This is a genomic window from Candidatus Finniella inopinata (genome assembly GCF_004210305.1).
In the GTDB taxonomy this organism is placed as follows: Bacteria; Pseudomonadota; Alphaproteobacteria; order Paracaedibacterales; family CAIULA01; genus Finniella; species Finniella inopinata_A.
The window spans coordinates 196758-215903 of the sequence record NZ_SCFB01000006.1; the positions used below are offsets into that span (position 1 = coordinate 196758).

General features: G+C 43.7%; 13 protein-coding genes. 3 read left to right on the forward strand and 10 right to left on the reverse strand.

Going from position 1 to position 19146, the window contains the following annotated elements:
- Positions 1 to 50: 50 nt before the first annotated feature.
- The 3 genes from recN to EQU50_RS05885 all read left to right on the forward strand — a co-directional run bounded on the left by recN (position 51) and on the right by EQU50_RS05885 (position 5382).
- Entirely contained in the window at positions 51 to 1736 is a 1686-nt protein-coding gene (gene recN, locus EQU50_RS05875) for a DNA repair protein RecN (RefSeq protein WP_130154205.1), read from the forward strand.
- Between the two features lie 68 nt (positions 1737 to 1804).
- On the forward strand, positions 1805 to 2332 hold the full coding sequence (locus EQU50_RS05880) for a hypothetical protein (protein ID WP_130154206.1): 528 nt from the start codon (positions 1805 to 1807) through the stop codon (positions 2330 to 2332).
- The gene (locus EQU50_RS05885; RefSeq protein WP_130154207.1) at positions 2245 to 5382 is read left to right on the forward strand and encodes an NUDIX hydrolase; all 3138 of its coding nucleotides are present in this window, start codon (positions 2245 to 2247) and stop codon (positions 5380 to 5382) included. Before EQU50_RS05880 ends, EQU50_RS05885 begins: the two co-directional genes overlap by 88 nt.
- Before the next feature lie 42 nt (positions 5383 to 5424).
- On the opposite strand, the gene EQU50_RS05890 is transcribed toward EQU50_RS05885, so the two are convergent.
- The 10 genes from EQU50_RS05890 to EQU50_RS05935 all read right to left on the reverse strand — a co-directional run bounded on the left by EQU50_RS05890 (position 5425) and on the right by EQU50_RS05935 (position 19018).
- A complete protein-coding gene (locus EQU50_RS05890; protein WP_165380359.1) occupies positions 5425 to 9378 on the reverse strand; it encodes a leucine-rich repeat domain-containing protein in 3954 nt (1317 codons plus the stop codon).
- Positions 9379 to 9425: 47 nt separating this feature from the next.
- Positions 9426 to 10037 (reverse strand): hypothetical protein, encoded by a 612-nt coding sequence (locus EQU50_RS05895; protein WP_130154209.1) that lies wholly within the window; start codon positions 10035 to 10037, stop codon positions 9426 to 9428.
- A gap of 290 nt (positions 10038 to 10327) precedes the next feature.
- Complete coding sequence (mraY, locus tag EQU50_RS05900; protein ID WP_130154210.1) at positions 10328 to 11416, reverse strand: phospho-N-acetylmuramoyl-pentapeptide-transferase; 1089 nt, start codon at positions 11414 to 11416, stop codon at positions 10328 to 10330.
- Positions 11417 to 11427: 11 nt separating this feature from the next.
- Positions 11428 to 12855, reverse strand: coding sequence for a UDP-N-acetylmuramoyl-tripeptide--D-alanyl-D-alanine ligase (locus tag EQU50_RS05905; protein WP_130154211.1), 1428 nt, complete (start codon positions 12853 to 12855; stop codon positions 11428 to 11430).
- Positions 12848 to 14272: a UDP-N-acetylmuramoyl-L-alanyl-D-glutamate--2,6-diaminopimelate ligase gene (locus EQU50_RS05910; RefSeq protein WP_165380360.1), complete on the reverse strand. Its 1425-nt coding sequence runs from the start codon at positions 14270 to 14272 to the stop codon at positions 12848 to 12850. The genes EQU50_RS05905 and EQU50_RS05910 overlap by 8 nt, the downstream gene beginning before the upstream one ends.
- Positions 14269 to 16002 carry a peptidoglycan D,D-transpeptidase FtsI family protein gene (locus EQU50_RS05915; protein ID WP_165380361.1) on the reverse strand — a complete coding sequence of 578 codons (1734 nt, stop codon included), beginning with the start codon at positions 16000 to 16002 and terminating at the stop codon, positions 14269 to 14271. The genes EQU50_RS05910 and EQU50_RS05915 overlap by 4 nt, the downstream gene beginning before the upstream one ends.
- 4 nt (positions 16003 to 16006) lie before the next feature.
- Positions 16007 to 16360, reverse strand: a complete 354-nt coding sequence (ftsL, locus tag EQU50_RS05920; protein WP_130154214.1) for a cell division protein FtsL — start codon at positions 16358 to 16360, stop codon at positions 16007 to 16009.
- Positions 16357 to 17265, reverse strand: coding sequence for a 16S rRNA (cytosine(1402)-N(4))-methyltransferase RsmH (gene rsmH, locus EQU50_RS05925; RefSeq protein ID WP_277986312.1), 909 nt, complete (start codon positions 17263 to 17265; stop codon positions 16357 to 16359). The genes ftsL and rsmH overlap by 4 nt, the downstream gene beginning before the upstream one ends.
- A 148-nt stretch (positions 17266 to 17413) precedes the next feature.
- Positions 17414 to 17911 carry a hypothetical protein gene (locus EQU50_RS05930; RefSeq protein WP_130154216.1) on the reverse strand — a complete coding sequence of 166 codons (498 nt, stop codon included), beginning with the start codon at positions 17909 to 17911 and terminating at the stop codon, positions 17414 to 17416.
- A gap of 234 nt (positions 17912 to 18145) precedes the next feature.
- Entirely contained in the window at positions 18146 to 19018 is an 873-nt protein-coding gene (locus EQU50_RS05935) for a hypothetical protein (protein ID WP_130154217.1), read from the reverse strand.
- Positions 19019 to 19146: the final 128 nt, after the last annotated feature.

Genomic DNA, 19146 nt, shown 5'->3' on the forward strand with positions numbered 1-19146 from the left:
AAAGGGGTTTGACGCCATCATCCCGGAGAATCATCTGAATTGGGTTATACATGCTGACTAGCCTATCCATTCGCGACGTGGTGCTGATTGATCGCCTTGAATTGTCCTTTCAAGGCGGGTTCAGTGTTTTGACGGGCGAAACGGGCGCTGGCAAATCGATTCTTTTGGATTCCTTGGGGCTGGCGCTTGGCATGCGGGGCGAGCTTGGCCTGATTCGACACGGCGCTGAGCAGGCGGTTGTCACAGCCGAGTTTGACTTACAGTCTTTATCCGCTGATCACCCCGTATGGAATCTGTTAGCAGAATCTGGCCTCCAGAGCGAAACCCCAGCCCTTATCTTGCGCCGTATCTTGCATCGTACCGATCGAAGTAAGGCCTTTGTTAATGATCAACCCGTGGCCATTCGAACCTTACGGGACATTGGCAATGTGTTGTTGGAAATTCACAACCAATTTGACCGTTTGTTTGATGTGGGTTTGCATCAACAGCTGCTGGATCGTTTTTGTATAGCGCTAGATCCGTTGGTGGCGGGTTTTTTAGAAACCATTAAGAACACCTATGGTGATTGGAAAACGGCACAACAAAACCTTGCGGCTTATCAGACGGGCCATCAGCAGGGCCTGCAGCAAAAGGCCTTTCACACACAGGTGGTGGCCGATTTATCCCCCTTAAAATTGATCCCACAGGAAGAAGACAGCCTGTTGGATAAACGCCAAAACCTGGCCCAGTATGGAAAAATCAGCAATGCTGTGCAGCAGGCGTTAGATGGTTTTTATCAAGCTGATCTTGTGACATCTTTGACAAATATTCAAAAAATCCTGGAACGCGCTAACAGCATTGATTCTGCTCAGTTAAAAGAAACCACCCAGGCATTAAATCGGGCCCTTATTGAAATTCAAGAGGCAGAGGCCCTTTTGAAAACCCTGCACAGCCAAGATCAAGACAGCGTCCAGATGTTGGAACAGGTGGACGAGCGGCTGCATCTGCTACGCGGTTTTTCGCGCCGTTATGCCACCCCGGTGAATGATCTGCATGCTTTTTGGCAAACCAGCCAAGAAATTTTGGATCAACAAGAACAGGCTGCCGATCATTTAAAAACTTACCAGATGGCTGTTGATCAAACTTGGCACCTTTATGAAAGCGCTTGCCAGGTGTTAACTGTTGCGCGTCAAAAGGCTGCCCATCAGCTTGAAAAAGCCGTGGTGGCCGAGTTGCCTGATTTAAAACTGGCCAGCGCTGTTTTTAAGGTCGGGATTCAGCCATGCGCCCCCACCTCTGTTGGACTGGACAAAATTGAATTCTTGATTGCCACTAACCCCGGTCAAGCGCCGGCCAGTTTAAATAAGGTAGCCTCAGGGGGAGAATTATCCCGCCTGATGTTGGCCTTAAAGGTTGTGTTGACCGGACAAGGCGGATTAGCAACGATTGTCTTTGATGAGGTTGACACGGGCGTGGGGGGAGCGGTCGCTGCCGCCATTGGTCAGCGTTTAGCCAAATTAGCAAGCCAGGTTCAAGTTTTGGCGATTACCCACTTGCCGCAAGTGGCAGCCTGTGCAAGCAATCACTATTGTGTGCACAAAAAAACGGCTGAAGACGGTAACCAAACGACCGTAGATTTCTTGTCCCCCAAGGAACGCATTGAAGAACTTGCCCGCATGGTTTCTGGAAGCTCTATCACCCCAGAAGCATTGGCCATGGCTCAACGGCTGTTGGATGCCTCTGTTGGATTCCCTTAATGCTGTTAATTATATATTAATAAATTAGCTGTATATTTAAACGTAAATCTTAAAAGAGATATATTTTTATGCGCTTTTTGTTGTTGTTAATTATGTCGTGTACGTACTTGTATGCCAGTGCTGGGAATGATGAACCCAGCAGTAATAGCAACCCCCCTGCTTCAGGGGCTTCTAAGCTTCCGGATACAATTGATCAATTTACCCAGGAACGCACTGCAAGTGGCGGTACGCAGTCGACCTTTTTTCTAAAGGACAAAAAAACAGGTCAGCCTCTGTTTGTTTTGAAGAAAATCGCACAAGACACAGGGCCTGCAGCAGCAGGGGGTTCGGCGGGTGCAGCAGAAAGCGCAGAAGATACATCGCCGACTGATAAATTTAAAGAAGAAGTCTTGGCTGATGCTATTTATCAAGCTATTGGAGAAGCTGACGAAAGCTTTGGTATTCATGTGCCTGAGTTTAAAATTTTAGGCAGTAAAAAAGACGGCATCAGTCGTGTTAGCAGGTATATTTGCCTGGAGAAGCACTTGGCATTCGAAACCAGGCAGATGTTGCCAAAGGCTTTGTTGTGGATGCCTTTATGGCGAATTGGGATTTAGTTGTGGAGGGCAAGAACCTTTGGCTTAGCGGGGGCAAAATTTACCGCATGGATAATGGCGGCGCCCTTCGGTATCGGGCTATGGGGGCTTTTAAGACATTAACAGGTTATGATTTCAGTTCAGCCCTTAGTGACCTTTATACTTTACGGGGTCAGCGCTATCCTCTTGATCCCACTCTTGACATTAATACCTACGGTCAACAGTTTTACGGAACCTTAACTCAGCCTGAGATTTTAAGGCAAATTGAAAAGCTTGTGGCCTTAAAAGACGTTATTTTAAAAACGGCAGATAAGTACAATCAGCTTCTAGGCAGTATTAAAGATTACCCAAAACTGATATCAAACCTAGTGACTCGCTTGAATTCCTTGAAATCGTATCATTATGATCAGGCTATTCCTGTGAATCAATATAGGCAGGCTCATCCTTTTGCCGTTGTTATCCCCAATAAGTCATCGGCAAGCATTTTGATTGTCACAGAACATAATGGTCGCAAGAAGGTATTGTTAGGAAAGCGCGTTAGGCATGATTGGTGGGGGAATTTCGGGGGAAAAGCAGACGACGAAGATAAGACCCTTTTGAATGCCGCCGTGCGTGAGGTTAGCGAAGAATCCATGGGACTCTATCACGTTTTGACAGATGACCTTGTGCAGGCGCCCTTCCATGATTTGATTAAAGGCGGGGATCTGCCAGACGCCTTGCATCGTATGTATTTGCTGGAGGGTCGGGATTACATAGATCCGTCCATATTCAAGACAGCGCTTAGGGGGCAAACAGATGAACATAGCCAAGAATATACCGATTTTGCCTGGGTCGATGTGGCCGATTTATTAGCGCTTGTGAAAACGTTTCAGAGTACACCAAACCAAACAGACAACGAAAATCAGTATGTTTTAAAGGATGATAAGAGAAGAGATATTTCCATTCATCACCCATTAATGGATATGTTGCGTCAAGCACCGGTTGTTGCCTGGTTGGAAGCCTTGACGAGCAATGTCAAGGTTAAGCCCAGCCATACCCAAGGAAGTATCGGGTCCACAGTTCTAAAAGACCCACGGCGCCCGTCCTGGTACCCTTCTCCGCCATTTTTTGACCCAAGGGCAGAGGAAGGGGAAAAACTGTATAATCTTATGACCAAACATCTAGATTTAATGACGCAGGTAAAGCAAAAGGGAGAGAAGATACGAGAAATCCTAAAGCCGATAGAACCTTCGACGACTTCAGCGCGCGCTTCAAGCAGTTCAGCATCTTCAATGACCTTTAAGGAAGAGGAAGCCCAAGGCAGTGCAGGATCATCGACTTCAGCAGGAGATCTAAGCAGAACTGAAACAGCCACTGATACGCATTTAAAATGGAGTTTAGAGCAAGCAGGAATAAAATACACACAGGGCAATGACCAGAAAAATATTTACTTGTTCTTAAAAGATGTAAGTACTATATCAAAAGGCTACTGTGAAGAATTTAACCCTGCCTCTGGCACGTGTGCACCGGGCACAATAAGCTACAAATGTATGCTCTTAGAAGCCGTGGCTGAAGAACGGAACATGAAGAACTGGTTCGTCTTTTATCACACTCTGCCAGGGAAAATGGCGTTTATTTATGATATTGCCACTGAATTTAGGAATGCGTTAAGGGTGATGGGGTCTTCCAATGATGCGCGCGTCAATATGCATTCCCTGCGTGTTTTAGACACCTTTTTCAAAGATCTTGCGAATGTTGATGCGTTTATAGAAGACCAGATGAAAAAGCAGAACACTGAGAACTTTAGAGAAATAGACAATTATGAAAGTAATTTTCAAGAAAACGGGCTTTCTGTCAATATTTACCTTTTTGGCAGTAAGGATTGTAATTATGAATCGACTTTTGGTATGTTGCATTCAAATTACACCATCACGCCACCTGATTATACAAAATTTTTAAGCCATTTGATTTCCCAGTTTTCTCTTACCAATACGGATAAGTATTTTGAGTTGTTTAAACGTTATTTTGGTGAAACCGATACAAATCAATTACTACAAATTTTTGTGAATCCCGACGTTGTTAATAACATGGTTTATCTGTCTGCCTTATTTGGTAGGGGTCTTTATGAAACCCCTCTAGAACAAAAACAAAAGCTCGCCCCCAGGGCCTTTTTAGAAACGTTACGTCAGGACCCAATCAAAGCCGCTAATGCCTTAATCAGCATCCCCTCTTCTTTAGGCTTTCAAACGTTACAGGCACGTATTTTCTCAAAGCCGGACATGATGGCCGATTCTGGTAAGGTGCAAATTAAACGCTATTTTAGGGTTAATCCGAAAGAGGGATATTTAAGAGAACTAAGGGCAATGGTTCGCGAAGATCTTACCCAGTGGTTACAGGCAAAACATGAGTTATCCCCAGATACTTTAGAAAACCCATCTTCAAGCGATACGACGCGACCTTTAACGTCCCTACAGAAAGTCCATCGACATATGCATCAATCATCAGGGATTACCTATGAAACAAAAACGACTGTATCGAAGTATGGTCAATTTCTGAAAACCGATAATTTAGATGGCATCAAGCAAATACTGGCACAAGATCGAAATTTTGATTTATTTAAACCTATTGCAAATGTGGATTATATGGATGATAGTATAGGTCTGCCAGACATTATTCCCCCTATCGCGTTATTTGATGACGCACCAAAAGTACTTGAATGGATGATTCAAAACCATTCGGAGAGATTAAAAAATGCAGCACTGGAAGCAATCAAAAGCACTGACGAATACGTTAAAACTTCTGCTCTAAAATTATTCCTGGACCTTGTTAACAAGAACCAAGGCTTTCTAGAAGCCCTGGCAGCAGCCTCAGAAGCAATCAAAAGCACTGACAATAAGGATAAACGTATGGGTTTTTCTTTATTCCTTGCCCTTGTTAACAAGAACCAAGGAGTCACAGAAGCCATAGCAGCAGCGTCAGAAGCAATCAAAAGCACTTACTACATGACCAACCATGCTGCTCGTGGCCTATTGGAGGCCCTTAAGCAGCGCATGAGAGTGGACACCACTGACACTAAGCTCTTAAAATCCTGATGGCTATCACCGCCACCAACCCCGGCCAGCCTTGGCCATGGCTCAACAGCTGCTGGATGCTGGCGTTAAATAAGCGACTTCTTCAGCAGCTTCCGATTTATTCCACATAAAATAATCAATCCGATCTTGAAGGGTCGCTGAGATTGGGCCATTGTTATTTAAGTCGGCTGCTTTAAGAGCTTGATGGCTTGTGATACTTGATAGCAAAGGACTTGCCTCTAAAGATAGGGGTAAATCATTAGAAGAGGGTGAGTCTGATTGAAAAATGCTGAACAATTGATTTCCACTCAGATCTACTTTTTGAAGATGAAAAAGATTTGAAATCAGGTTGGCTAATAGCTTTACGTCATGCTTTAGATGTTGCCCCATATTGTTCCCTGGCAGATTAAGGTATCTTAAATTAGATAATTTTGCCGTAGACTTAAGCAAGGCATCTAAGGCTTCTGCATTCAAAGTTCCGTTTCTAAACGTAAAATGGGTTAAAGAGGAAGGCTGTGGGGCTTCTTTAAAAAGGTGTTCGATAGCACGTGCTGTCAGAGTTACGCCGTCTTCAAAAGAAATTGATTTAAGTTTACTTTCAGTTACTAAAGCCTTTAGGGGTTTATACCTTTTTGAAAAACTTAAATTCCAACCTTTTAAAGTGACTTCTTTCAAGGTCGGAATCTTGCTCAGTGCTTTCAGGATTTTTCCGCTTTCCTTTTCGTCGTCATCATCGTTGATCTTCTGCAGTCGCCCCAATTTTATCGTTATTAAAGTCTTATTATCCTTAAGGAAATCCCCAAGAAGCTCAACAAAAGAAGACGTCATGGGATGATGACTTAAATCAAGATTCCTTAGATTGGGATTTTGGACAATAAGACAAAATTGCTTAGAAAAATCTCTTTTGGCAGCTCTGGCTTCCTTGCTTTCATCGAAAATAGTGAAAGGAAGACCTCGATGAAACGCGTATAGACGCATCTTATCCAAAAATTCATCATTACGCATGAAACTGTCATCTTTAATCAACGTAAAACTATCCGGCAAACAAGCATCCCAAGGTTGACCATTTGGATTTGCAACTGTTGATCCTTCTTTGAATTGAGATAAATATTTTGTTTCAGCGGCATCAAACTTCGATTGAAACTCTCTCTGTTTGTCGTGGATTAAACGAGCCAGAGCTTGACAAACCACAAAAGGGGCAAACGTCAATTTTTGCGCGCATACTTGAAGAGCATCCGTTCCTTCAACCCAATAGGCATTGCTGTGTTTGCGTACAGAGATTTCATTGTTATCAGATAACGTTGTATGGGTAACAACCCCAAGCGGTTTTGCACCTTCTAAGAACGGATACTTTTCTTGGGCATCTTCCAGAATTTTATTACAAAGCGCCACTTGTGCCCTTTCATTTTCTAAACTGGCACGTTTACTAACGGCTTGGTTCGGAAGAGTATGTGGATAATTTCCAGCCGGTGAAAGGTCATACTGACCTTGGTAAGAAAACCCCTCTTGGGGAATAAAAATAGTAGCAAAGCTTTTATTAAAACAAGAGACCATCCCCCCTGCCTTACCTACCAAACCAAAAAAGCTTGTATTGGAGGGCAGGTTAACACTTGTGATATCAATCAGCGCAAGGCTTCTTAGAAAGACATGTTTTATGGGTCGGGGGATATCTACTTGAACCTCAGCACTAGCGGAGAAAACTTGCCTTTTGATCAACCATTCAAGATAGGAATTATTTTCCCAAGCGGCATTTATAAGGTACCGAGCATAAATGGGAGAATGATTGGGACTTTTAACGGCAAATCCCCCCTCCGGTAAGACCTGTACATCGTCAACACCACAGCCGTAATGAACCTTAATTTTGTGACGATCCAATAGATATTCAAGGATGGCCCCTAACCCTACAGCCTGCAGTCCCCTTTCCTTGGTTCTTAAGCCGGAAGCAAAATGATGCTTGACGCCCAATTTTTCCCATTCTGCACCTTCAAGCTTATGAAAGAGCGGCAATGTCCCAAATAAAAGTTTTTCTGCGTCCTTGGACGAATCTTTAGCTTTAAGTTGTTCCACATACCGCCCATAAATCTGGTTTAACTGTTCATAATGATTAAGAAGTTCAGCTTCGCTGAGTCTTGAATCTGTTTCACCGCTTTTCAGTGATTCTGTGGCCAGTAAGAAGTCATTAAACTCAACGGGCGTTAAAACACGGTCAGTTTGAAACATCTGTCTAAACAGTGTCGCGCCAAACAAACATTGAGAGGCTGTGGTAGAATCTTTGGGATATTCGCTACCCAAATGTAATCGTGAAGCCAATTCGCTTGCTCCTTGAAGGAGAAGGCTGTTTTTTTCTATAAGACAAATCTCGCCTACTGCAAGTTTCCCTTCTTCAGATAATTTTGCTAAAAGAATGGCCGTTAATATTCCAGATATCCCGCCCCCAATGATCGCTATTTTGGGCTTTTCGTTGGTATGGGTGCGGGAATGAACTAGTTTCTTTTTTTGCTGGGGGCTTAGAGTCGATGCCAAAGGATAACGTCCTTCAAGCATCCTTTCTCCCATCTTATCCTCCACTTCGGCGGCCACTTTTAGAAAGTAAATTTCATGTTCTGTGGAAGGACTGATGGCGTTCAAGCCGCATCGATAAAAAAACGCCAGTAAAGAAACGTGGTCTTTAAACTGTGAGGTAGAAAAGTCTGCAATAAGCTTTCTAATAAGGGTAGCATCCCCTTTTACTAAAACATCACGCAATAAAGATTGGTAATATTTTAGAAGTTCAGAGTTTGAAGGCGACTTACGAGGACTATCAAACCCCAAACAATATTGAATAAAAGTCGCATAAAACTGCGCGGAAAGACTAGGGATCACTTCATAAGATTGAAGGAAATATTCCTGAGCTTTCTCAAGCATACCTCGTTGTCGAGGGTTATATGCTTCCAAGTAAGTGAACCCAGCCTCTTGCAAACTTAGGTATTTTGTTTTGGAGTCGCGTGCAGAGTTTATCGCTGATTGTCTATAGTCTTCTAATTCAATAAAATTCCTTGTGACACCATTTTTTGTTCCTCCAAACAAGGGTACCTGAGGGGTATCGTTATCTTCCAGGGCCGTTATTAAACAAGGGAATGCTTCTTGAAGGTACCTGCTTTCTTCTGGAGAACTGGCATACTCAACCAAAAGTCGAGTTAAAAATATTTTTGCCTTGGCGCCGTATTTAGATTGCACGACTGGATTTTCGACTAAAGGTCGGACCTTGTGAATAAGCCCTTGAAGGGCGTGTTTTTCTTTCCCTAGCGTCTTATAACCAAGACTACACAAAAGATAAGCATCTTCTAAATTTCCAGCCGCGGCTGAAATTTTAAGCCAATACTTTGCCTTCTTTTGATCATAAGGGAAACCACCTTTTTTGATGAGGTATGATTTTGCTATGTAATGAGCCTCTTTGTGGAATCGTTCAGGAGAAACGGCGGATAAATCTTCAAACAGTCTTACACTAAAAGGATTATTTTCGCTCCATAACTTCCAAAAAACGGGGAGCGTGTTGTCCCATTTTCCGTATCTTCGTTCTAGATCCAAAAACCTATCGGGCTTTTGTTTCGCGAAGAATAAAAAACAATTTTCGCTTTTTTGACGTTGCTTCTGTTCTTTGTAATACAGTCCCAGGGAATACCAGGCTCTGGGTGCCCCGCAAATAATGGCGTGTTTATATAAATCACTCAGGGTTAAGGGGTCTAGGTCAACGTTTCTTTGTTGGCATAATTCTTGATAGGATAATCCAACATTATATATGGAAATTGGGTTCTCAGGTTTGGCTCGTGCCAAGATATTCTGCCATTCCTGTATTTCTGAAAATTGGGATTTTAGGTTCTCTAAAAGGCGTTCCCAAGGCTGGGGAAGTGGTTCCGCTGCATCAATGATTGTCATTAAAGAAGTCACCTGATCGGCAGCAATACAGGGCCGCATAAAACAGATCAGCTGCAATGTCAGAAAAACGACAATCGCAAAAGGATTTTTACAACCTTGCATAATAGTCATACCTTAAAGAAAGTTTCTTCTTAATTAAAGGTCATTATCTATAGTCCTTGATCTTCTTTTTCTTCTTTTTCATCAATAAGCATTGGAGAATCTGCCCCAGACGATATGGTTCTTCCAAAGGGAGGAAACTCTAAGATTGTTCCAGTTGGTGGTTGTGAAGATCCATTAGGCGTCCCCCGACCGCAGGGAGTTGATGGCCGCGAATCATTTACATAAACAGCTGGATCACAGGAGTAAGGAGATGAAGGGGATGCTGCACCAGACTGTCCTAGTCTGTTCGGGCTGGTGGATCTTACTATCGGACTGCCAGGGAGACTTGGGCTTTTCGACCGACCTGCGATATTATGAGGTCTAGTGCCGGGTGGTATATTGGTAATAGCTACCAAGAATAAGGAAGGATTATTGTGTGTAGGTGGTATACCTCTCGTCGCGGTGATTATTGAGACATCACCAACCAGATGAACGGTAGAGGATGGGGTACTGCTTGTTGTAACCGGCTGTAGTTCCTCACCACCTGGATCAGGAGCTAAAATAATAGCCATCGGCTGAGCTATCAAGCCATTATTAACACCACTGTCCGCGGGCGTACTATTTGTTCTTCTGGGGGCACCCAAGCGCCCTTCTTCATGTGATAGAGGGATATGAGGCATAACTGAAGCATAATTTTTCCTACCCTGGAATGCAAATCGGGCCCACGCGCTGGTCACGGTTGCTTGTGGGCCATTCATTGCTTTCAGGGAGTTGTTCGTAAAAAAAACAAAAGCGATTAGGATCAAATATATCATTTTGAAAGTCCTTCAGGACGGAATTAGATGGCCACAATATACGACTATTTTCTTGCATATTCATTAAAAATCTTTAACCTATTTTAGGAAATAAAATGAGAAATATAATATCTCTATAGAACGTCGTTTCAAAAATAATTTTTCAAAATAACAGTTTAGCGTAGCTTTAACGTGGATAAGCCAGCTAGGGCCAAGATGGTCGCAATGATCCAAAATCGAATCACAATAGTGGGTTCTGCCCACCCTTTTTTCTCAAAATGATGATGGATGGGTGCCATCAAAAAAATGCGTTTTCCGGTCAATTTAAAATATCCCACTTGCAAGATAACCGACACCGCCTCTAATACAAACAGGCCGCCGACAATGGCCAAAACAATTTCGTGCTTGGTAATAACAGCCACCACACCTAAGGCCCCCCCGGCTGCTAATGAACCTGTATCCCCCATAAAAACTTTGGCGGGGGGTGCGTTGAACCATAAAAACCCCAGCCCCGCACCAATAATAGAGCCTAAGAAAACAGTCAACTCGCCCGCATGATTAATGTGATGCAATTGCAAATAATGTGAGAAAACGGCATTCCCCACCAAATAGCTGATCAGTCCAAAACAAGCCGCCGCAATCATCACAGGCACAATCGCCAGCCCATCTAAGCCATCGGTTAGGTTGACTGCATTTGATGAACCTACAATCACACAAATCGCCCAGGGGTAATACAAAAGCCCCAGGTTTAAGACATACTCTTTTGCAAAAGGAAATGTCACGCAGTGCACCAATTTCTGGTTTGTGGCTTTTGTAATATAATAAACGGTAATCAATGACAAAGTTATTTGCACAAGCAACTTCATCTTTCCTGCCAGTCCTTTGGAACTGCGTTTAGTCAATTTCAAAAAATCGTCATACGCGCCTAAGGCGCCAAATCCAAGAGTCACCATAAGGGCGACCCAGACAAAGCTATTGGACCAGTCGGCCCATAAAACTGTGCTGAGGGCAATGGCCAGCAAAATAAGACATCCACCCATGGTTGGTGTGCCTTTTTTTGTGATGAGATGGGTCTCAGGACCGTTTTCGCGAATCGGTTGCCCCTCTTTTTGTTTGCTTTTTAACCAATTAATAATCGGCTTTCCACAGACAAAACTGATGATCAAGGCTGTTACAATCGCGCCGCCGGTACGAAAAGTAATATAACGAAAAAGATTCAAAAATGTGAAACGTTCAGCCAGAGGATAAAGCAGGTGATACAGCATTGATTTATCCTTTAAGCAACCTCAAGCCGCGCTGACAAAATATCTTGATGAAGCGCCAACAATCGATGAACCAAGATCGATACTTTGGTGCTTTTAGATCCTTTGATAAAAACAACGTCTCCATCTTGCAATGAATCTAACAATGGTTGCCAAAGGTCTGCGGCTTGCTCACTGAATCCGGCTTGCTGTTCAGGCGGCAATGCATCCAACAACAGTTTCATATCGCCCGCGCACGCAAATAACAGGTCTATATTTGCTTTTTGCAAGAAAGGTAAAAGATCTTTATGAAAGTTTGCACTTTCATCGCCTAATTCCCGCATTTCCCCTAAAACCGCAATACGTCTGCCACCCGGCAACTGCGTTAAAGCCGTTAACCCTGCTTGCATGGAACTGGGTTGAGCGTTATAGGCATCGTCAATCAGAGTAATTGTTTTCTCTGGTGCTATGCAAACCGTATGCTTTTGTCCCCTGCCCCCAATTGGTTTCAAGCTCTCAACTTCCTTCACCACTTTATTTAAATCAAGCCCCAAACAATTGGCTGTTGCCAACACCATAAGGCTGTTCATAACGTAGTGATCGCCAACCAAAGATAATTTGTATTGAACAGGGTTTCCATTAACATGGGCTTCAACAAGGGTTGTGTCTGTTTTAGAGTCATACTCATGGCGAACCAGATGAACGTCAGAACCTTGTTTTTGACCCACTTTAACAATTTTGCCAGCACCAAGGTTAGTTGCTGCCTGTGACAAAAAACCAAAATACGCATCGTCATAATTCAAAATGGCCGTACCACCCTGTTTTAATCCCGCAAAAATTGTCGCCTTTTCGGCCGCAATTTTATCCAGGGTCTTTAAATGCCCGATGTGAGATTCGGCTATGGTCGTAATGATCGCAATATCTGGTTGTACAAGGCACGCAAGCGGCTTAATTTCACCCTCATGATTCATGCCTATTTCAAAAACACCAAAGGCCGTATCTTCGTTTAAGGAAGCTAAGCTTAACGGAACGCCAAAGTGATTATTATAGCTTGCCGGCGAATAAACCGTTGATCCAAATGATCCTAAGATTTGGGCCAACCATTCCTTGGTTGTGGTTTTGCCAGCGCTGCCCGTAATGGCGACAACCTTGGCTTTTGATCGCGCACGACTATATGCGGCCAATTGCCTTAAAGCTTGCAATGTATCGGGCACCACAAAATAGGTATGGTTTTTTAAAAAATCAGGGGGTGATTGGCTGATGATAAAGGCGGCGGCTCCCTTGTTAAGGGCGGCTTGCAAAAACTCGTGTCCATCAAAACTGTCACCTTGAACAGCAACAAAAATTTCACCTGGTTTTAAAGTTCGGCTATCAATCGATATTCCTGTTGCTTCAAACTCAATCTGCCCTGTGCTAACAAGGTCAAGAGCTTGCATTATATCTGTAACGCCCCACTTAGACATTCACACATTCCTTTAAAAAGGTTTCTACTTCAATTTGGTCATCAAACGGATACGTTACATTACCGACGATTTGGCCGGTTTCATGCCCCTTGCCCGCAATTAATACTATATCACCTTCCTTTAATTGCGCAATTGCTGAACGAATAGCTTGGCGTCGATCGGCAATTTCCGTGGCAATAGGACAGGCTGCTAAAATTTGTTGGCGGATAAACGTCGGGTCTTCATAACGGGGATTATCATCGGTGACTATCACCTGATCAGCATATTCACAGGCGATTGCCCCCATTTGTGGTCGTTTCAAGGCATCGCGGTTTCCTCCGCAACCAAACACAACCCACAGCCGCCCTTTAACGTGCGGACGCAGGTTTTGTAACACTGTTTTCAAGGCATCGGGGGTGTGGGCATAATCCACGAAGACAGAACCATTGTTATGGTCGCCAACCCATTGCATGCGACCTTTGACTGCTTGTAACGAAGGCAAAGCATTAATTAAATCATCAACGGGGGCACAGGTTGACAATGCCAATCCCAACGCACACAGCAAGTTTTCCAATTGGAAGCGACCGACTAAGTTGACACGTTGATTGTGATAAACCTGACCCATAAGGTTCAAATCAAATTCAAGAAAACCCGGGTGTTGAGTAATTCGCTGTATTGCCAAATCGGCTGGCTGAGTCAGACTGTACGTTATGATTTTTTGCGATCGTTGGTGACACAGCGTTTGCAATTGCTCGAAAAATGCACAATCTTTGTTAAGCACTGCTATCGCCCCTTGGGGCAAGACTTCAGTAAATAATTTGGCCTTGGCCAAAAAGTAATTTTCCATCGTGTGATGGTAATCAAGATGATCTTGAGTCAGGTTTGTAAAACCAGCTGCCTTTAAATCAACCGCATGAAGGCGATATTGATCAAGACCATGGCTAGATGCCTCGAACGCCAAATGACTAACATGCACGCCGCCCAAACGATCAAGCGTTTTATGAAGGGAAATGGAGTCAAGGGTCGTTAAAGAGGGCACCTGTAAATCAATCGCCTGATTGGAAATCAGACCAAGCGTGCCTAAACTGGCCGCCTTATGGCCGCACCCCTCCCACAGCTGACGTATTAAATGCACCACGGAACTTTTTCCATTAGTCCCCGTCACGGCAACGGTATTTTCGGGTTGAAGGGGATAGAACGCCTTGGCTAACTTGGCCAACATTAGTCGTGGGTTGAGGGTGGGGATGATTTTGATGACATTGGAATTGTGCCCCCTATCATTCGCTACAACAACAGCGCTGGCGCCTTTGTCAATGGCTTGCTGGATATGATCGTCTACGCTTGCACAGGGGATGGCCACGAATATATTGCCCGGTTGAACCTGGCGGGAATCGCAGGCGACGCCATTTCCTAATTGGGCAATTTCTTCAGCTGTCAATCGTTTCCACCATTTGTATGTTTGACTGATGTCCAGCCTGGCGCTGTGGTTTCTTCTTCGTCCTCCTCAGCTGGTTGAACACCCAAAATTGGCGCCATTCTTGCGACCATTTTGCCCGCTGTGGGTGCTGCATTCCAACCGGCGGCGGCAAAACCATAGGTTGTTTTGGTGGGTTGAGGGTCATCCAGTACAACCAAAAACACATAACGGGGGTTATCATACGGGAATCCACCAACGCACGAGTTCGTGCGGGTTTTAACAGCGCCATAATTTCCATGCTTTGCTTGATAGGCTGTTCCTGTTTTGGCAAAAACTTTAAACTTGCCTTGGTCAGCCCTTTTCCCGGGCCCTTCCTTGGCATTGATACGCATAAACGTGCGAATGGTCTGGGATGTTTTTTCTGAAACGATAGGATCAGACGATGGCGGGATTTCTGAAAGTTTGTCCTTATAAATCAACGTAGGCTTGGGCCGGTGACCATTATTAATAACGCCAGCGATCGTGGTTAAGGCCTGCAGGGGGGTGACTGAAACACCATAACCATAAGAAACTGTCATGGTGGTTGCCGACGACCACGCAACGGGAACAAGCGGTTGTCCAATCTCAGGAACCTCAACCGTTGTGGGTTTAAAGATGCCAAACTTATCCATGTACATTTTTTGAGTTTGGGTGCCAAATTGTTGGGCCATTTTGATGGCAGCAATGTTTGACGAATAAATAAACGCCTCTGCCAGGCTTAATTCGCGATTTTTCCCTCTGAAATCAGTCACCGTAAAACGGCCAATTTTTACACCACTTGTGGCATCGTAAACACTTCTCAACGATGCCGTTCCACTTTCCAAAGCAATAGCAACATTCAAAACTTTAAAGATTGAGCCGGGTTCATAAACACCCAGGGTGTTTCGATTGAAAGTTGCTTTTTGATCATTTTGGTTGGGCAGATTCGGATCAAAATCAGGCAATGACACCATAGCCACAACTTCCCCCGTTTTTAAATCCATAACCATGGCGTTTCCACCCACTGCCCTGAATTCAGAAATAGCCTTTGTTAATTCGTCATGAACAATATGCTGAATGCGGACATCAACTGACAGTTTTAAAGCTGACTTATCGTTTTGCAATTTAACATCAAAAAATTTCTCAACGCCTGACAATCCATTATTGTCAATGCCGCAATAGCCCAACACATGACTGACCAGTTGCCCATATGGATAAACGCGTTTGTAATCTTTCTTCAAATAAACACCAGGCACGCCAAGATGATTAATTTCCTGCTGTAGCTTAGGTGGAACATGGCGAGCCAGCCAGATGAATCCTTTTTGAGACGTCAGGCGTTGCAATAAGACGGTGTAACCTACATGAGGCAACAACTTTGATAATTTCAAAGCCGCTTCACGGGGATTCAAAATAACTTTTGGATTTGCATAGACCGAGGCTGTCACCAAATGCGTTGCCAAAACCTCGCCATTACGATCAAGAATATCTGCACGCGGAATAGACAATCCATCAGACGCTGTTTCAAGATCGGTCTGTTGATTAGCCCCAGACCGTATCACCATAACGTCGACTAGGCGGCCTCCAATGACTACAAAACCAATTACCACTAAACCCATGGCCAAAGCTAACCGTTGGCGAGCCGTCTCTAAGACAGAATGTTGGTGAATGACATCTTGCCATTTGCTTAGGTGTTTGGCTAATCGTATCAGGGGACGCTTCATGAGTTGTTTCATGGCATTAGTCCTGGTCTGGCTTCTGATCAGCCGTAGCATCGGCAATCAGTTGATCAAGAGCCTGTCTGTCATAGGAAGTCCCAGGTGATGAAGCAACATCATTAAACGAAACCAACTGTGTTCTTTGAAGGACATGAATATCCAAATACTTTGCTGACAGCTCCTGCAGGCGTTTGGGGTCATTCAGATGGGCCCATTCTGCGCGCAAAACATGCAGCGTTTCATTGTTTTCCAGAATTGACTTTTTAATTTGATTATGGTGGCTTTCCAAAGACACGACTTCATATTTCAGACGAAAAAGGGATAGGCAAATAATTAAAGATGTGCACAAGACTAATAATGTTGAGCGTCGTATCATGGTATGTCAGTCCTTTGGGTTGAACAGACACGGAAAGCTCGTAATTTTCCTGACCGAGCGCGTGGATTATTTTTAACCTCCTCAAAACTGGGGGAAAGGGGTTTTTTAAAGACAGATTCTACCATTAATGATGGATGCGTGGCATTGGGCTGACGATGGCTTTGATACCAGTCTTTTACCACACGATCCTCTAACCCCTGGAAGGTGACCGTTACAATTTTCCCGCCGACTCGCAACAATGGTAAACATTTTCGTAAAACTTTATCTATCTCTATTAACTCATTATTAACAAAGATTCGCAAGCCCTGAAAAGTTAAAGTTGCAGGGTCAAGGCTATCGGTTCGTTTGACAATTTGGCGAACAATATTGGCAAGCTGCAAGGTTGTGGTGATGGGCTTAATGCGGCGCGCTTCGACAATGGCTTGGGCGATTTTTCGGGACCGAGGTTCTTCCCCATAAGACCACAAAATTTGCGCAATATTTTCAGCGCTGTAGGTGTTAACGACATCGGCGGCCGTTATGCCCGTTTGCGACATGCGCATATCTAAAGGGCCATCAAAGCGAAAGGAAAATCCTCGATCCGCCTCGTCTAGTTGATAAGAGGACACGCCAAAGTCAAAGACAATGCCATCGACCGGCGCATAGGGGAGCAATAGGGTATCAATGTCGCTGAAGCAACCTTGAACGAAACGAAAATTGTCTGGGTAATTTGTTTTAAAAGCCTGTGCTCTAATAAGCGCAGCAGGATCACGGTCAAGGCCCACCACTGTACACGATGTCACGTCAAGAATGGCGCACGTATACCCTCCACCCCCAAAAGTCGCGTCAACGTACACGCCACCTGACTCAGGGTTAAGGGCCTTGAGCATTTCACTCAATAATACAGGTTTATGGACAGAGAGCACGTTAGCCAGAAAAATTAGGGATTAATAATAACAAAGACCAACTAGTGCCTTATCATGGCCACAAGCCTCTGTCAACTCATAATTAATATTAATTTATTGCAAATTATAACCAAATGACTTTGGAATACAAACTTTATGGTTAAAAAACCTAGCTTTTAACCTCCTTCAAGACAGAATCGAGGTCGGTTATGAGGCATTTAACTTTAAGCAGGATATAATTCTCATATGTTGGCGTCGGATTTCCCTCTAAAATCGCCCTAAAATAGCATTTGAAAGAATGTTCGGCTCCAGCACTATCTTTTTGCAGAAGAAAACCAGGTTGGTTCTTAAAAGTTTCAAGCTCGAAATGTGTTATTGAATCTTTATGTTTTTGGTATTTAAGGCCAGTATTTATTTCTTGAGAGTTTAGCCCTCGAAAAATGAAGACGACATTGGGGAATTCATCAAATTTTACAGGGGCTGGATTTAAAGAATTCGGAAAATCTATAACATTTCTTTCAAGTGCCTCGAAGTGCGCCAGGCTCAATTGCTGAGGGGCTTTTTCATTAGGCAGGTAGATAGGTTGTTCCGTGGTACTTGAGGCAAATAAACTCCCTGTTACCAAAACCAACGACAGGGCTGACAGCAATAATTTCTTAAATTTCATTTTTTGTTCTGCATAAAATGTTTCTTGTTTATGTGTTATCATAGTCTAAAAGTTCCCGTCCATGGGGACTTTTAGACTATGCGAAATCATTCAAAAAGGTATATTCCCCATTCAAATGATTTTGTGGTTTATTCTTGTCATTTTGGCGCTTTGGGGTGTCATTCCATTGAGGGCGGGAATCCAGAAAACAATATAACTGCCCCCCGCCTTCGCGGGGGTGCAATGGGAGCCAAGCTAAGACGATGCCGCAGCTGCGCTATCTTCCTTTGCTTTCAGATCATTGAGATATGCCGCAATATGTCTCAGCCTTAGCTGACCAGCTATATCACTAGGTGTTAAGTTTGATGACGTTTTCGTCTCTAAAACACTCTTCAGATAATTATTCTTCTTTAAAAGACGTGCTAGATAACGAACCGTGGTAACTTTCAGTTCAGCATGCATGTTCGAGGCTATAGCCGCGTGAAGCAGGGTATTATTGGAAGGGCCATTGATGACTAAAGCAGAATCTGGCATACCCCATTTTTTTGCCTCCCAAAAAAACCAACGACTCCCGTTTTCTGCCGCCACATGGCAAATTGTGTTGCCATATGGATTCTTTTTTTGCAAAAACTCTTGCCAAAATGATTCAACACAAGATTTAGGTACAGCATTTTGATAAGTCGCATCTGCAATGCCACCCGCTTGTTCTTGCGTCCAGATGTAATAATAATTTTGCAAGGCTAAGTCGATAAAACGGTTAAAAAGCCTGGCAGAATTGGCATCATTTCTTGCGACAAGCAAGTGCCCCAGAGTTCCTCTTTCCCTATTCAAATTATCTTTTCCAAGACTGTCAGTAATATTGATCATGTTCAAAGACATATCGCCTTCGAAAGACAACAGATCCATCACATTAAACCCGGTGGCGCTGTTCAATAATCCAACAACTCTTAGAAACTCATCCACTGTATCACTCTCACGTACGGGTGAACGCCCCATATCTTCTAATGCTTGAGTTTCTTGTGATGTTGGTTGAGATGAAGTGCTTGTCCCATGAAACGTTCCAGTGTCAGAATCATCTACTTCTTCAACTGTAGGGCCAGTTGCCGCTATGGCTGAATTCACTGCCATTGAAAAACACAAAGCCGGGAAGAAAAACATTAAATTTCTTTTTAAGACATATTAGGGCGTGTCATCAATTAAGCCAAATAGCCGCAGCAACCAAATGTATGGCTCCCAGGAAGTTTCGAGCTGTTTTA

Excerpts from the sequence above, each read along its gene's own strand:
- recN (WP_130154205.1), top strand. The coding sequence starts at position 51 with ATGCTGACTAGCCTATCCATTCGCGACGTGGTGCTGATTGATCGCCTT.
- EQU50_RS05880 (WP_130154206.1), top strand. The coding sequence starts at position 1,805 with ATGCGCTTTTTGTTGTTGTTAATTATGTCGTGTACGTACTTGTATGCC.
- EQU50_RS05890 (WP_165380359.1), bottom strand. The coding sequence starts at position 9,378 with ATGCAAGGTTGTAAAAATCCTTTTGCGATTGTCGTTTTTCTGACATTG.
- EQU50_RS05895 (WP_130154209.1), bottom strand. The coding sequence starts at position 10,037 with ATGCCTCATATCCCTCTATCACATGAAGAAGGGCGCTTGGGTGCCCCC.
- mraY (WP_130154210.1), bottom strand. The coding sequence starts at position 11,416 with ATGCTGTATCACCTGCTTTATCCTCTGGCTGAACGTTTCACATTTTTG.
- EQU50_RS05905 (WP_130154211.1), bottom strand. The coding sequence starts at position 12,855 with ATGTCTAAGTGGGGCGTTACAGATATAATGCAAGCTCTTGACCTTGTT.
- EQU50_RS05915 (WP_165380361.1), bottom strand. The coding sequence starts at position 16,002 with ATGAAACAACTCATGAAGCGTCCCCTGATACGATTAGCCAAACACCTA.
- ftsL (WP_130154214.1), bottom strand. The coding sequence starts at position 16,360 with ATGATACGACGCTCAACATTATTAGTCTTGTGCACATCTTTAATTATT.
- EQU50_RS05930 (WP_130154216.1), bottom strand. The coding sequence starts at position 17,911 with ATGAAATTTAAGAAATTATTGCTGTCAGCCCTGTCGTTGGTTTTGGTA.
- EQU50_RS05935 (WP_130154217.1), bottom strand. The coding sequence starts at position 19,018 with ATGGCAGTGAATTCAGCCATAGCGGCAACTGGCCCTACAGTTGAAGAA.